This window comes from Nostoc paludosum FACHB-159 (assembly GCF_014698835.1).
Classification (GTDB): Bacteria; Cyanobacteriota; Cyanobacteriia; order Cyanobacteriales; family Nostocaceae; genus Nostoc; species Nostoc paludosum.
Window position 1 is genome coordinate 1 of record NZ_JACJTU010000071.1, and the last position, 13767, is coordinate 13767.

A 13767-nucleotide genomic window follows, 5' to 3' on the forward strand; every position below is an offset into this window, starting at 1 on the left:
CTCCCACACCTCCCACACCTCCCACACCTCCCACACCTCCCACACCTCCCACACCTCCCACACCTCCCACACCTCCCACACCTCCCACACTTCCTGCTTGCCCAATGCCCTATGCCCCAATTTATCGATTCTTCTCGATAAAATCCAACATAATTCGCTGATGCATTTCCCCTAATGGTCGCACTTCGTTGGCATTTTTTGAATAACACTCACCTTGGCGAATATCTTCTGGAGTCAATAATCCCATATCCCAGCCTTCATTCAAAACCAATTCATTCATTTCCACTAAGAGTGGTGCATGGAAAACATGACGGATAACTGTTTCATCGGGATAACAGCCAAATTCAACAAAAGGCGGCAAATTATAGCCGATTTCTTCTAAAACTTCTCGTTTGACTGCCACATCGGGTGTTTCACCAGGTTCGATATGACCGCCGAATAGTGCCCAGTGGCCAGGATAACGAATACTGGGGATGTTATCCCTTAGTTGCATGAGAAATTTGTTGTTTTGGTAGAGAATAGCGATCGCTACATGTACTAGTTGATTGCTCATATGTTCATTTTTAATTACTCAATTATTCTTCTTCTAAATAAATTTCTCCCAGTTCTTTCCCAGCTAAAGGAATACTTCGGTAGCGAACTTTACCCTTAAACACTACTTCCGATCCCTCTGGCAAACTTTTTTGGTTAGTGACAACCCAAATTTTGCCGGTTGTGTCATCTATTTGATAAGCCCACTGCTTCATCAGCGGAGCTTGCTTTTCTACCTTACCTTGGATGTAAACTGTAGCCTGATTCTTTTGTTCTGCTTTAATTTGTCGAATTGGGGTAACATTAGCGCCAAATTTTAAGCCAGTTCCACTCAAGCCAGAGGAAGCTAAGTTACCACAACTAGAAAGTCCTGCTACCACGAAAAAAGCTAACCCTACACGGTAGAGAACAATACTGTGCCCATACAAAAAGCCAAGGGACAAATTTCTCGTTTTTTTCATGAAAGCCACCAATTGAGCAAATTTTTGCTTCACTGCTTGTTTTGTCGCCACTTCGATGGGGTCAGTTCCCATCTATGGTACTTTGTTCTGAATTGGGCAAACAGGGTATGGGGCATGGGGCATTGGGCATTGGGCATCGGGCATGGGGGCAAAGGAGTGGAGTTCAAAAACTGGTTAACCAGTATCAAAGACTCGCCCACGAGTATCAAAAACTCGTCCACGAGTATCAAAGACTCGCCCACGAGTATTAAAGACTCGCCCACGAGTATTAAAGACTCGCCCACGAGTATCAAAGACTCGCCCACGAGTATTAAAGACTCGCCCACGAGTATCAAAGACTCGCCCACGAGTATTAAAGACTCGCCCACGAGTATTAAAGACTCGCCCACGGGTATTAAAGACTCGCCCACGAGTATCAAAGACTCGCCCACGAGTATCAAAGACTCGTTCACAAATCTTAGATTTATAGGAAATCATAGTTATAAATCATTCCCTCTGCCCCATGCTCAATGCCCAATGCCCCATGCCCGATGCCCCATGCCCTATGCCCTATGCCCTTTTTAATCAAACTTGCGACACAAGACGAACATAGCCAGAAATTATCATGAAAACACAAACTGCCAAAATCCTTGATGGTAAAGCTTTAGCTGCCAAAATTCAGCAACAACTTTCTGTTGCCATTAGCGAATTACAACCAAAAGTTGGAAGGCCGCCTGGCTTAGCAGTGCTGATGGTTGGCGATAACCCAGCCTCAGCTGCTTATGTACGCAATAAGGAAAAAGCCTGCGCTAAAGTTGGTATAGCCTCTTTTGGCAAGCATTTTCCTGCCCAAACTACCCAAGGGGAATTAGAAGAGGTTATTACTGCACTCAATCACGATGAACGGGTGGATGGTATTCTCGTACAGCTACCTTTACCTAACCATTTGGATGCTGTTAGCCTGTTACATCAAATCGATCCCGATAAAGATGCTGATGGACTGCACCCAGTTAACTTGGGGCGACTAGTACGGGGAGAAACCGGTTTACGTAGCTGTACCCCTGCTGGTGTGATGCGGCTTTTAGAAGAATATGAAATTCCTTTGCAGGGAAAGCAGGCAGTAGTAGTGGGACGTAGTATTTTAGTAGGTAAGCCAATGGCGTTAATGCTATTAGAAGCTGATGCTACAGTCACCATTGCTCATTCGCGATCGCACGATCTCAAAACGATCGCTCAAAATGCTGATATTCTGATTGCAGCAGTAGGTCGTCCCGGACTAATCTCTGCTGATATGGTAAAACCGGGCGCTGTTGTGGTAGATGTGGGAATGAATCGGGTCACTGATGCCAGTGGCAACAGTCGGCTAGTCGGCGATGTTGATTTGGAATCAACTGCTGCTGTAGCAGGATTTATCACCCCAGTTCCTGGCGGTGTCGGGCCAATGACCGTCGCCTTATTGTTGCAAAATACATTTACAAGCTATTCGAGGACGGTAAGAAAGTGAGAGTTAAGAGTGATGAGTTAAAAGTTATGAGTTATATTCCCAACTCCCAACTCCTAATTCTTAACTCTTAACTCTTAACTCCTAACTCCCCATTTTTTGAGTCCCACAGCACCTTAAAATTGTGACGTATAAGACGAAAATCACAAAATGTCAGGAATTGAAGAATGGTAGCAACTGATAACTTTCAAAAGACACCACCAGAGGAAGCCAACTTTAACCTAGCAGCCTATCTCAAAGAACGACAAAAGCTTTGTGATACCGCTTTAGATCGGTCTATTCCCATCGTTTATCCAGAAACAATTTATGAGTCGATGCGCTACTCATTATTAGCTGGAGGTAAGCGTGTACGCCCGATTCTCTGCCTTGCCACCTGTGAAATGATCGGTGGCACCATCGAAATGGCTATGCCAACAGCTTGTGCAGTGGAAATGATCCACACAATGTCTTTGATTCATGACGACCTGCCATCAATGGATAATGATGATTATCGTCGCGGAAAGCTGACGAATCATAAGGTCTATGGCGAAGATGTGGCAATTTTAGCCGGAGATGGTTTGTTGGCTCTGGCTTTTGAATATGTTGCCCTTCATACCCCTGAAAGTGTTCCCAGAGAGCGAGTTTTGCAAGTAGTTATTCGTCTTGGCCGTGCTCTGGGGGCAGCTGGTTTAGTCGGCGGTCAAATTGTGGATTTACAATGTGAAGGTAAATCCGATATTTCTCTAGAAACACTGAATTTCATTCACGAACACAAAACAGCTGCCCTTTTGGAAGCTTGTGTAATTTGTGGCGGGATTGTAGCTGGGGCATCATCTGAAGATGTGCAACGACTCAGCCGTTATGCTCAAAATATTGGGCTAGCATTTCAGATCGTAGATGATATTCTGGATATCACTGCTACCCAGGAGCAATTAGGCAAAACAGCTGGCAAAGACGAAAAAGCTAAGAAAGTTACTTATCCCAGCCTTTGGGGAATTGAGCAATCTCGTTCAAAAGCCCAAGAGCTAGTCCAAACAGCTTGCGCGGAATTAGAAGCATTTGGGGAAAGAGCTAAGCCACTGCAAGCGATCGCTCATTTTATCATCAGTCGCAATAACTAGTAGAAAAAGGCAAAAGGCAAGAGGCAAGAGGCATAAATGCTCAAAGCATCAACTTTTTGTCTATTTTTAACCGTCGGGTTATTTCCACATGATGTACAAGGTTAATTTGAGATTTTGGGTTGAATCTAAATGTTTCCTCAACCAACAACTGCTGCTCTTATCACTAACCTAATCACAATACCATGCAGGATATAGGCAACATTTTAGACAACCGGGTGCTGCTGGTTGCTCTGGTAGCTTGTTTTATCGCTCAAGCATTAAAACTGATAATCGAGATTGTCAAAAATCGCAAGCTGAATGTGCGCGTTTTAGTCACAACCGGAGGTATGCCCAGTGCCCACTCAGCTTTAGTTACGGCTCTAGCTGCTGGTGTGGGGCAAACTCTTGGTTGGGCGTCTCCTGATTTTGCGGTGGCCATGGTTTTTGCCATCATCGTTATGTACGATGCAGCCGGAGTTCGCCAAGCGGCTGGCAAGCAAGCTCGGATTCTCAATCAAATGATTGATGAATTATTTCATGAAAAACCAGACTTTAGCCAAGACCGTCTTAAGGAATTACTCGGACATACACCAGTTCAGGTAATAGCTGGCTCAGCTTTAGGTATGACGGTTTATTGGTTAGCCAGGGCTGCTTATTAAGAATGCACAATGGGCTACGCCCCGCTGCGCTAACAGAATACAGAATTCAGCAATCTTATGGTGGGGATTTAAACCCGCTACTTTCTTATTGACCATTAAATTGAACTCCCTACGGCGAAGCAAGCTAGTAAAAGCATCTGGTAGAGAAAATTTAGTGAGGAACTTAAACGCGCTAACTTCACCGCCACTTATACAGAATTCATACTGAATTCTGAATTCTGACTCCTGAATTCTTTATTCTTAAAATCCCACAGCTGACCGCAACAAAATTACCTTACGGCTATTTACGATACTGGCAACAAAACCGCGATCGTTTAGCTTTTGTAATGTGTTGTATGCTTCACTTTGGTTAGTAGTATAAACTGCCAGCAAGTATGGGCGTTGTCCATAAGAAGCAAAACCGACGTTACCTCCCACCGCTTGCTGTACGCTATTTGCTATTTCTGGGCGATTGTAATAATCTACCAACACCGCATAACCCTCTCCTAAGGCTTGAGGATTATAGCCGACTGTCTGCTGCTGAAGTGGCTGTGCTTGTACAACATCTGGTGCTGTTGGTCGAGTAGTAATAATGGCAGACAAACCAACAATATTACTGACGTACCTTGCCCAGCGATTGGCATCATCAATTTGATTAAAGCCCCCAATGCGCGTTACAGTTTCGTTGAGATATTGGCAGGTGGTAGTTTTGAGTTCAGGCGGTAGGGCACTACGCAATTGCTTTTGATTTTCCGCCGTCGGGCTGACTACTAATAAAAGATACTCGCCTGCACTCGGTGGTTGACAATTGGGAATGGCTTGTTGAGCAAAGACAGAACTCATGCCACTAATCAACCCAGCGAAAGCGAAGCTCGTCGTAGCGATAAGTCGGAACGGCGTCTTCTGCTGTTCTGAACCTTTCAAGACAGACATCGCTAATCCTAAAACACTTGGTAAAGTCTGAAATCTCTGCACAAAAGTTAGATAGGTAAATTATGGTGTCATAAAAGATTTTATAAAGAAAAATGGGAAATGGGCATAGGGCATAGGGTATGGGGCAAGCAGGAAGTGTGGGAGGGGTGGGAGGTGTGGGAGGTGTGAGAGGTGTGGGAGGTGTGGGAGGTGTGGGAGGTGTGGGAGGTGTGGGAGGTGTGGGAAGAGACGGGGGCATAAATTCTCTTTCTCCCCACACTCCCCCATCTCCCCACACTCCCCCATCTCCCCTCTCCCCCCTCTCTCCCCACACTCCCCACACTCCCCACACTTCCCCATCTCCCCCATCTCCCCATACCCCATGCCCAATTATTAAGACACAGTAGCCAAAGATGCTAGAGCATCAGGTATTGCCTCACAAGGAGCTTGGAATTCTCCTGTAATGACGTATTCTAAACGCAATTTCAACCAAGTAATAAATTGGGAATTAGTGGAAATAATTGCCACTGCTGGCTGGGGACACTTTGCTTTTACTGCTGCAAACTGGGGCGCTTCTAAGAAAGCAGGTTGCTCAATCAGCCAAAAATCTATTTGTTTTTCTTGTTCGTGGTAATGACGGGTACGTTCTTTGAGAACTTCCTCTATCGGTTCTTCTTCGAGGATAAAACGTTGACTGGCCAAAACGTAATGATATGTTTGCATTTTCATCCTTTGCTTGTTATGGAAAGAATTTCAGGGCACAGTACTACACACTGTACCCCTGAAAATTAACTTTTTTGGAACTTTTTGAACCAAGAACTGAAGGGACAAGCACTTCCTTGGCTGTCTGCATTTGCCTTGCCACCAGATGTTAGCTTAGTCAAGAACAGACTATTGTCAAAGTAGTGTTCTAAGGAAATAATCTTTAAGTCATCGGTAACTTTTGCAATGCTCATGCCGATAATTTCCACCGTCTCTCCAGTAGGTGCATAGTCTTTGTATTGTCCGTTAAAATGTCCCCAATGCCGCCATTTGAATGTTACATTCGGTGGCCCTGAGAAAACTTCCAGCACTTCCCAAGGAAATCCTTTGGGAAATGTTGTGTGGAAGAGTTTTGCCGATGATTCAAAGCTTTCTTCTGAAGCTTTGTAGTGTTCTGAATCAGGCATAAATAGATTGTAAGTACCTTGGGCTGATAAATCTGCCGCTGTATAGTCCACTCCGCCATTAGTACTGACGCGAAACTTGTCATTGACAATAGATAACCACTGTTGCGGGTTAGCTTTAAAGGATACTTCCATCTCGAAGGTTCGCACCAAGTTTTGCACGATCGCTTCTAGTGTACCTTCTAAGTGATTGCGCGTACTTTCTTGAGCCAGATTTTCTTTGGAGCGAGAATAATCTGGTGGTGTCTGATAGCGCCACTCAGTATCAATACTTTCTGCTATCACCCGATCCCGATCCTGTACCCAAAGCGGCAGGTTGTTAGACTGTGTTGCGCTCATAGAAGTTTTTTACTGAAGATTGATTTCTAGATTTCGCAGTTACAACCCCTCTTGGGGAGAGCAGGGGAGCAGGGGAGGCAGAGGGGCAGAGGAGAATAATTAAAAATCAATGCCTTTCCCCTTTCCCCTTTTCCCTTTCCCCTTCCCATGCCCTATGCCCCATTCCCCCGTATCGCTTCTTTCATCTCGCGCACTGCTCGTTCTATACCTACTAAGGCTGCCCGACTGATGATGGTATGACCGATGTTCAGTTCTTCCATGCCACTAAGGGCAGCCACCGGGTAGACGTTCCAATAGGTGAGTCCATGTCCAGCATTGACTCGCAGTCCCGCTTGAATTGCTTGTTCGCACCCTTTAGCTAAGACGGCTAATTCTCGGTGGCGATTTGTTTCGTCCTTAGCCTCAGCGTATTGTCCGGTGTGCAATTCAATAAATTTAGCCTGTACCTTGACAGATGCTTCAATTTGTGCTGGTTCGGCGTCGATAAATAAACTAACTGGAATGCCAGCGCCTTGCAATTTATCAACGATCTCACCTATTCTAGCAATTTGCCCAACGATATCTAGTCCGCCTTCTGTTGTGACTTCTTCGCGTTTTTCAGGGACTAAAGTTACATAATCTGGTTTAATGTCGAGAGCGATCGCTAACATTTCATCTGTAGCGGCCATCTCTAAATTTAAGTGAGTTCTCACTGTTTGTCTTAAGATTCGCACATCCCGATCTTGGATATGCCGTCTATCTTCCCGCAGATGCACTGTAATTCCATCTGCACCTCCTAATTCTGCCAGCACCGCCGCTGCTACGGGGTCTGGTTCCACTGTCCGCCGTGCTTGCCGGATGGTGGCAATGTGGTCAATGTTAACGCCAAGTGTGGGCACCCCAAAATTCTCCCAAATTACAGTCCTCAGAAATTGATTTTACCGGAAATAACGGGAGTTTAGCCTTTTGGCTATGGATGCCAGAGATGATAAATAGACCTCTTGCATAAGTCGAATAGACCCCCCTTTATCCCCCCTTATAAAGGGGGGAAACTTGAAATCTTGCCCCCTCCCCTTCACAAGGGGAGGGTTGGGGAGGGGTGATTCAAGGATTTTTGCAAGAGGTCTAATGCCATGTATAGGACGGGCTACGCCTACACCCAAAATCAAACTGAGTTAGCTAAACCTCATATTTGGGCAAACTAGTTGAAATAAATAGCTGATTTCAAGAGACTCTATCAAGTATGAATACAGCAGTTCAACATATATCTCAGCTTCTAAACTATCAAATTACTGAGCAACTTTATACGAGCTTTAGAACGTTGGTTTACCGTGGAATTCGAGAAGACGATCGAGTTCCGGTGATTATTAAACTGCTTCATCAGGAGTATCCTACCTTCAGCGAATTACTCCAGTTTCGCAATCAGTATACTATTGCCAAAAATCTCGACCTCCAGAGTATTGTTCGTCCCTACAGCTTAGAACCCTACGGCAACAGCTATGCTTTGGTAATGGAGGATTTCGGCGGTATTTCTCTGAGGGAATGGATGAAAACAGCAATGGAGAGTAATCCAAATTACTTGGAAGAGTTTTTAGATATTGCGATCGCTTTGAGTGAAATTCTCGACGGACTTTATCGGCATCGGGTGATCCACAAAGACATTAAGCCTGCCAACATTCTCATTAATCCGCAAACTAAGCAAGTTAAGTTAATAGATTTTAGCATTGCCTCGCTTTTGCCCAAAGAAACCCAGGAAATTCAGAATCCCAATGTCTTAGAAGGTACTCTTGTCTACCTTTCCCCCGAACAAACTGGACGGATGAATCGCTCAATTGACTATCGCAGCGATTACTACTCCCTGGGAATTACATTTTATGAATTACTGACTGGACAGTTACCTTTTGAGTCTAACGATGCGATGGAGTTGGTTCACTGTCACATCGCTAAGCAGCCGCCAGGTTTCGGCAAGGGGCAGGGGGGAGAGATTCCGCAAGTTATTTGTAATATTGTGATGAAATTGATGGCGAAGAATGCTGAAGAACGCTATCAGAGTGCATTAGGACTGAAATATGATTTAGAAGTTTGTCGGCGTCAACTGCAAGAAACTGGGCAGATTGAGAGATTTGAATTAGGTAAGCGGGACATATGCGATCGCTTTATCATCCCTGAAAAACTCTACGGTCGCCAAGCTGAAGTAGAAACTTTATTGGATGCATTTGAGAGGGTCAGCGGGGGAAGCACTGAAATTATGTTAGTAGCAGGCTTGTCTGGAATTGGCAAAACTGCTGTGGTTAACGAAGTCCACAAGCCAATTGTCCGACAACGCGGTTATTTTATTAAAGGTAAATTTGACCAATTCCAGCGCAATATTCCTTTCTCTGCGTTTGTGCAAGCCTTTCGAGATTTGATGACACAACTGCTCACTGAAAGTGACGCTCAACTAGAACAGTGGAAGTTTAAGCTTCTTAAAGCTTTGGGTGAAAACGGACAAGTGATGATTGAGGTGATTCCAGAGTTGGAAAGTCTCATTGGTAAACAGCCTCCTGCGCCAGAACTTTCACCAAGTGCAGCACAAAATCGCTTCAATTTGCTGTTCTTGAAGTTCACTCAAGTGTTCACTGCACCAGAACATCCCTTGGTAATCTTCATTGATGATTTGCAGTGGGCGGATTCGGCTTCATTAAAGTTAATGCACTTGTTAATGAGTGAAGCTGATATCGGCTATCTACTATTAATTGGTGCCTACCGCGATAACGAAGTCAACCCAGTACATCCACTGGTACTGACTTTAGATGAAATTCAGAAGTTAGGCGCTAGAGTCAATACAATTACTTTAGCTCCTCTAGATAACATTTCTGTCAATCATTTGGTCGCAGACACATTGAGTTGTTCTTGGGAATTAGCAGCACCATTAACAGGTTTGGTATTAAGCAAAACCAAAGGTAATCCTTTTTTCTGCACCCAATTTCTCAAAGCACTACATCAAGATCGACTAATTACATTTAATTTTGAGGGTGGCTATTGGGAATGCGATCTCGCCGAGGTGCGATCGCTCTCTCTCACTGATGATGTAGTAGAATTCATGGCAATTCAAATCCAAAAGTTGCCAACACAGACTCAAGAAGTTTTGAAATTAGCGGCTTGTGTAGGTAACCAATTTGATTTGACAACATTGGCAATTGTCCATGAAAAATCTCAGGTAGAAACAGCAGCAGACTTTTGGAAAGCCGTACAGGATGGGCTAATTATTCCCATAAATGATGTCTACAAGTTTTATCAAGAGGAGTCAGAATTACAAATTGCAAATTCCGAATTTGAACGCCACAATTTTATCGACTATTGTTCCTACAAATTTCTTCACGATCGCGTCCAGCAAGCAGCTTATTCACTGATTCCTGAATCTCAAAAGCAAGCTACTCATTTAAAAATTGGGCAATTAATCTTAAAAAGTACTCCGCCTGAAGCAATTGAAGCCAGCATTTTTGATATTGTCAATCAGTTCAATGAGGGAATTGACATAATTAAGGAACAATCCCAAAAATATGAATTGGCTCAACTCAATTTAATGGCTGGCAAGAAGGCAAAAGCTTCTACTGCTTATAAAGCCGCTGTCAGATATTTCACGTTGGGCAGAGAATTACTAATAGAAGATAGTTGGCAAACTCACTACAAACTCACGTTTAAATTATATAAAGAATCCGGAGAATGTGAATATATAATTGGCAATTTTGAGCAGACGGAAGAACTGTTTGATATTGCTTTAAATCGCAGTCAAGATAAATTCGATCGAGCAGAGATTTATGGCATTCAAATGTACCTGAAAATGACTCAGGGTGAAAATATAGAAGCTGGTTTCGCTTGTGGACTCAAAGGGTTGAGCATTATGGGGATGAATCTCCCTGTGACTGCACAAGAACAGGAAGCTGCTATTGACGCTGAAGTGAAAGAATTAAAAGCAAAACTCTTAGCAATTCGTCCAGCAGATTTGTTTGATTTGCCTGAGATGACAGATCCGGTAAAAAAAGTTTGTATGAGCCTTTTGGCTGACCTTTGGGCGGCTGCTTATATGGGGGGAGATCAAAACCTGAGTTGTTTGATTCCTCTATTAATGATTAATCTATCTTTGAGTTATGGCAATGCCGAAAGTTCTGGTTTTGCTTATTGTTTGTATGGAATGAGTCTCGCCAACCAAGGAAATTATCAGACTGCCTATGAATTCGGAAAGTTAGCACTAAGACTCGATCGCCACTTCAATGGCACCCAATTTATTTTTAAAACAAATAACATTTTTGCCCACACGATTAACCCGTATAATCAACATTTAAAAACGAATTTGCCGCTTTCCCAACAATCTTTTCAAGTTTGTCAAGAAACTGGAAATTTAGTATTTGGTGTTTGGGCAGTTTCCTTTTACATTTGGGCAATGTTAATTAAAGGCGATCGCCTATCAGATATCTATGCCGAAACTGAGAAATATCTGGGCTATGTAGAACAAGTAAATGATGTAAATATGCTGTATGCATTTACTTTACAAAGGCAGTTTACCCTCAACTTACAAGGCATCTCGAAAAATACTGATTTATTGGATAATCAAAATGGCCAAGATATTCCCTACATAGAAGTTTGGAGACAAAAGCAAAACTTTGAGCATGGAATTAACTGGTACTGTTTTCTCAAAATCCAATTATCCTACCTTTATGGTCGCTATGCAGATGCAATTCAAGCGGCAGAAGAAGCTAAGAAAACCTTGCCTGCTAACTCTGGTTTTTTTCCAATTATTCAATATCATTTCTATTATCCACTGACCTTGGCAGCAGTTTATCCCAATGCGACATCAAATGAGAAAAAGCAGTATTGGGAAATTATGCAAGAACATCAACAAATCCAGAAAAACTGGGCGAATAATTGTCCAAAAAACTTTCTGCATCGATATCTATTGTTATCTGCGGAAATGGCAAGAATTTCTGGCAAGTATATGAACGCCATCGAATTATACGATCGCGCCATTGCCAAAGCTAAGAAAAATGAATATCTCAACGAAGAAGCACTTGCCAATGAACTCGCAGCCAAGTTTTATTTAGAATGGGGCAAAGAACGCATTGCCCAAGAGTATTTGATTAATGCCTACTATTGCTACGCTCGTTGGGATGCCAAAGCGAAAATTGATGATTTAGAACAGCGCTATCCGCAATTGCTAGCTCCGATTTTACAACAAACGCGTTCACCACTAACACCCAATGACACCATCGCAAACAATGATAACTTTGCTACCTTGCATCCCAGCCTCAGCAAATCACTAACTTCTAGTAGCAATATCTCATTGATGTTAGATATGACATCAATTCTCAAAGCATCTCAGACTCTCTCCAGTGAAATCGAACTAGAAAAATTACTTAGCAAACTTATTTTAGTAGTAATTGAAAATGCAGGGGCAGATAAGTGTGTGTTGCTACTGCTCAAAGAAGATAAATTAGTCGTTGAGGCCACTGCTGAAGTTGGGCAGCAATCAACCGTCCTGCAATCGATCCCGATTGAGGATAGCACAGAGGTTCCCCGTAGCCTAATTTACGCCGTTAAACGGAATCTGCAACCTAGTGTCATTATCGATACAGCAATGTATCCGGCGCTAATCGCCGATCCTTATATCATACGTCAGCAGCCCAAAAGCCTGCTGTGTATACCGATTCTTCACCAAGGCAAACTATTGGGGATTTTGTTTTTAGAGAATAATCTGATTACTGGGGCATTTACGACCGATCGCGTAGAAATCTTGAATCTATTATGTACTCAACTTGCAATCTCCCTAGAAAACGCTCGATTGTATCAACAGGCACAAGAAACATTAAAAAACCTTGGGCGAACTGAAGAATTTTTGCGGTTAATTATTGACAATATTCCCCAGTCTGTTTTCTGGAAAGATCGCAATAGCGTTTATTTAGGCTGTAACCGCAAATTTGCTGAAACTACGGGTCTAGAATTACCAGAAAATATAGTTGGGAAAACCGACTATGAACTTCCCTGGCGTGATGAAGACTCAGACTGGTATGTAGAATGCGATCGCCGCATCATGGAATCTGGACAACCTGAACTCAACATTATCGAAGGATTGCTCCAAGCAGACGGAAAACAAATCTGGTCGAATACAAACAAAATTCCGCTACGAGATCGAGAGGGAAACGTTTTTGGCATCCTTGGCACATGTGAAGATATCACCGAACGCCAGGAAGCAGAACAATTGCTACAACAGCAAAAGCAACAATTAGAACAAGCATTTCAAGAACTCCAAACAATGCAATTGCAATTAGTTCAAAGTGAAAAAATGTCTGCTCTGGGAAATTTGGTAGCGGGTGTTGCTCATGAAATCAACAATCCTATTGGCTTTATTGCCGGTAACATTGAACCAGCTAAAGATTATGTTAAAGATTTGTTTGGGCTAATTAAGCTTTACCAAGAAAAATTTCCCCGCCCTGGTTCAGAAATTGAAGACGAAATTGATGCGATGGATTTAAATTATTTACGGGAAGATTTACCGAAATTACTAGACTCGATGAAATTAGGTGTTAGCCGTATCCGCAGTATCAGTAATAGTCTGCGAACCTTTTCGAGAGCCGATCGCGATTATAAAGTTCCCTTTGATGTTCACGAAGGCATTGATAGCACTATTTTGATTCTCAGACATCGGTTAAAAGCTAACGAAAATCATCCGGGAATTGAAATAGTCAAAGATTATGGTCAATTACCTTTAGTAGAGTGTTTTGCTGGGCAACTCAATCAAGTGTTTATGAATTTGTTAGCAAATGCCATTGATGCACTTGAAGAATATAATACAGGGCGCAGTTTAGAAGAAATTCTAGCTAATCCCAATCGCATTACTATTCAAACACGTGTAGGAGATTCAAGTAATCAGGTTGTGATTAAGATTGCTGACAATGGTGTGGGGATGTCACCAGAAGTTAAACAAAAAGTATTTGACCATCTTTTTACTACTAAACCTGTAGGTAAAGGTACAGGCTTGGGATTAGCGATCGCTCGTCAAATTATAGTAGAAGCACATGGTGGTTCCCTCTCCTGCACTTCTGAACTTGGACGAGGAACAGAGTTTGTTATTAAAATTTCTAGTCAACAAAGTTAAAAAGTCAAAAATCATCTTTGTTTTACATTTTTACGTAAAATAAAGGGTTC

Annotated in this window: 12 protein-coding genes; 5 read left to right on the forward strand and 7 right to left on the reverse strand. The window is 42.9% G+C overall.

Features of this window, described 5'->3' with window-relative positions:
* Positions 1–121: 121 nt before the first annotated feature.
* The 3 genes from H6H03_RS35170 to H6H03_RS35180 all read right to left on the reverse strand — a co-directional run bounded on the left by H6H03_RS35170 (position 122) and on the right by H6H03_RS35180 (position 1469).
* Entirely contained in the window at positions 122–553 is a 432-nt protein-coding gene (locus H6H03_RS35170) for an NUDIX hydrolase (protein ID WP_190959645.1), read from the reverse strand.
* A 22-nt stretch (positions 554–575) separates the two neighbouring features.
* Positions 576–1064: a hypothetical protein gene (locus tag H6H03_RS35175; RefSeq protein WP_190959646.1), complete on the reverse strand. Its 489-nt coding sequence runs from the start codon at positions 1062–1064 to the stop codon at positions 576–578.
* A gap of 102 nt (positions 1065–1166) precedes the next feature.
* Positions 1167–1469: a hypothetical protein gene (locus H6H03_RS35180; RefSeq protein WP_190959647.1), complete on the reverse strand. Its 303-nt coding sequence runs from the start codon at positions 1467–1469 to the stop codon at positions 1167–1169.
* Between the two features lie 127 nt (positions 1470–1596).
* On the opposite strand from H6H03_RS35180, the gene folD reads away from it, so the two are divergent.
* The 3 genes from folD (at position 1597) to H6H03_RS35195 (ending at position 4210) form a co-directional block, all read left to right on the forward strand.
* A complete protein-coding gene (folD, locus tag H6H03_RS35185) occupies positions 1597–2475 on the forward strand; it encodes a bifunctional methylenetetrahydrofolate dehydrogenase/methenyltetrahydrofolate cyclohydrolase FolD (RefSeq protein WP_190959648.1) in 879 nt (292 codons plus the stop codon).
* 164 nt (positions 2476–2639) lie between these two features.
* Entirely contained in the window at positions 2640–3572 is a 933-nt protein-coding gene (gene crtE / locus H6H03_RS35190; RefSeq protein WP_190959649.1) for a geranylgeranyl diphosphate synthase CrtE, read from the forward strand.
* 182 nt (positions 3573–3754) lie between these two features.
* Positions 3755–4210, forward strand: coding sequence for a divergent PAP2 family protein (locus H6H03_RS35195; protein WP_190959650.1), 456 nt, complete (start codon positions 3755–3757; stop codon positions 4208–4210).
* Positions 4211–4450: 240 nt separating this feature from the next.
* Here H6H03_RS35195 and H6H03_RS35200 read toward each other — a convergent pair whose 3' ends face one another.
* Complete coding sequence (locus H6H03_RS35200) at positions 4451–5122, reverse strand: hypothetical protein (protein WP_190959651.1); 672 nt, start codon at positions 5120–5122, stop codon at positions 4451–4453.
* A 119-nt stretch (positions 5123–5241) separates the two neighbouring features.
* Here H6H03_RS35200 and H6H03_RS35205 point away from each other — a divergent pair, with 119 nt between their 5' ends.
* Positions 5242–5508, forward strand: a complete 267-nt coding sequence (locus H6H03_RS35205; protein WP_190959652.1) for a hypothetical protein — start codon at positions 5242–5244, stop codon at positions 5506–5508.
* Here the strand turns inward: H6H03_RS35205 and H6H03_RS35210 are convergent.
* The 3 genes from H6H03_RS35210 to H6H03_RS35220 all read right to left on the reverse strand — a co-directional run bounded on the left by H6H03_RS35210 (position 5495) and on the right by H6H03_RS35220 (position 7484).
* On the reverse strand, positions 5495–5824 hold the full coding sequence (locus H6H03_RS35210; protein ID WP_190959653.1) for an MgPME-cyclase complex family protein: 330 nt from the start codon (positions 5822–5824) through the stop codon (positions 5495–5497). The two genes, H6H03_RS35205 and H6H03_RS35210, sit on opposite strands and share 14 nt — an antisense overlap.
* Before the next feature lie 65 nt (positions 5825–5889).
* Positions 5890–6606 (reverse strand): SnoaL-like polyketide cyclase, encoded by a 717-nt coding sequence (locus H6H03_RS35215; protein WP_190959654.1) that lies wholly within the window; start codon positions 6604–6606, stop codon positions 5890–5892.
* A gap of 152 nt (positions 6607–6758) precedes the next feature.
* Entirely contained in the window at positions 6759–7484 is a 726-nt protein-coding gene (locus tag H6H03_RS35220) for a pyridoxine 5'-phosphate synthase (protein WP_190959655.1), read from the reverse strand.
* A gap of 344 nt (positions 7485–7828) precedes the next feature.
* On the opposite strand from H6H03_RS35220, the gene H6H03_RS35225 reads away from it, so the two are divergent.
* On the forward strand, positions 7829–13717 hold the full coding sequence (locus H6H03_RS35225; protein ID WP_190959656.1) for an AAA family ATPase: 5889 nt from the start codon (positions 7829–7831) through the stop codon (positions 13715–13717).
* Positions 13718–13767: the final 50 nt, after the last annotated feature.

What these genes read in the sequence shown, in the direction of transcription:
- H6H03_RS35170 (WP_190959645.1), bottom strand. Translation starts at nt 553, where the DNA reads ATGAGCAATCAACTAGTACATGTAGCGATCGCTATTCTCTACCAAAAC.
- H6H03_RS35175 (WP_190959646.1), bottom strand. Translation starts at nt 1,064, where the DNA reads ATGGGAACTGACCCCATCGAAGTGGCGACAAAACAAGCAGTGAAGCAA.
- H6H03_RS35180 (WP_190959647.1), bottom strand. Translation starts at nt 1,469, where the DNA reads ATGATTTCCTATAAATCTAAGATTTGTGAACGAGTCTTTGATACTCGT.
- folD (WP_190959648.1), top strand. Translation starts at nt 1,597, where the DNA reads ATGAAAACACAAACTGCCAAAATCCTTGATGGTAAAGCTTTAGCTGCC.
- crtE (WP_190959649.1), top strand. Translation starts at nt 2,640, where the DNA reads ATGGTAGCAACTGATAACTTTCAAAAGACACCACCAGAGGAAGCCAAC.
- H6H03_RS35195 (WP_190959650.1), top strand. Translation starts at nt 3,755, where the DNA reads ATGCAGGATATAGGCAACATTTTAGACAACCGGGTGCTGCTGGTTGCT.
- H6H03_RS35200 (WP_190959651.1), bottom strand. Translation starts at nt 5,122, where the DNA reads ATGTCTGTCTTGAAAGGTTCAGAACAGCAGAAGACGCCGTTCCGACTT.
- H6H03_RS35205 (WP_190959652.1), top strand. Translation starts at nt 5,242, where the DNA reads ATGGGGCAAGCAGGAAGTGTGGGAGGGGTGGGAGGTGTGGGAGGTGTG.
- H6H03_RS35210 (WP_190959653.1), bottom strand. Translation starts at nt 5,824, where the DNA reads ATGCAAACATATCATTACGTTTTGGCCAGTCAACGTTTTATCCTCGAA.
- H6H03_RS35215 (WP_190959654.1), bottom strand. Translation starts at nt 6,606, where the DNA reads ATGAGCGCAACACAGTCTAACAACCTGCCGCTTTGGGTACAGGATCGG.
- H6H03_RS35225 (WP_190959656.1), top strand. Translation starts at nt 7,829, where the DNA reads ATGAATACAGCAGTTCAACATATATCTCAGCTTCTAAACTATCAAATT.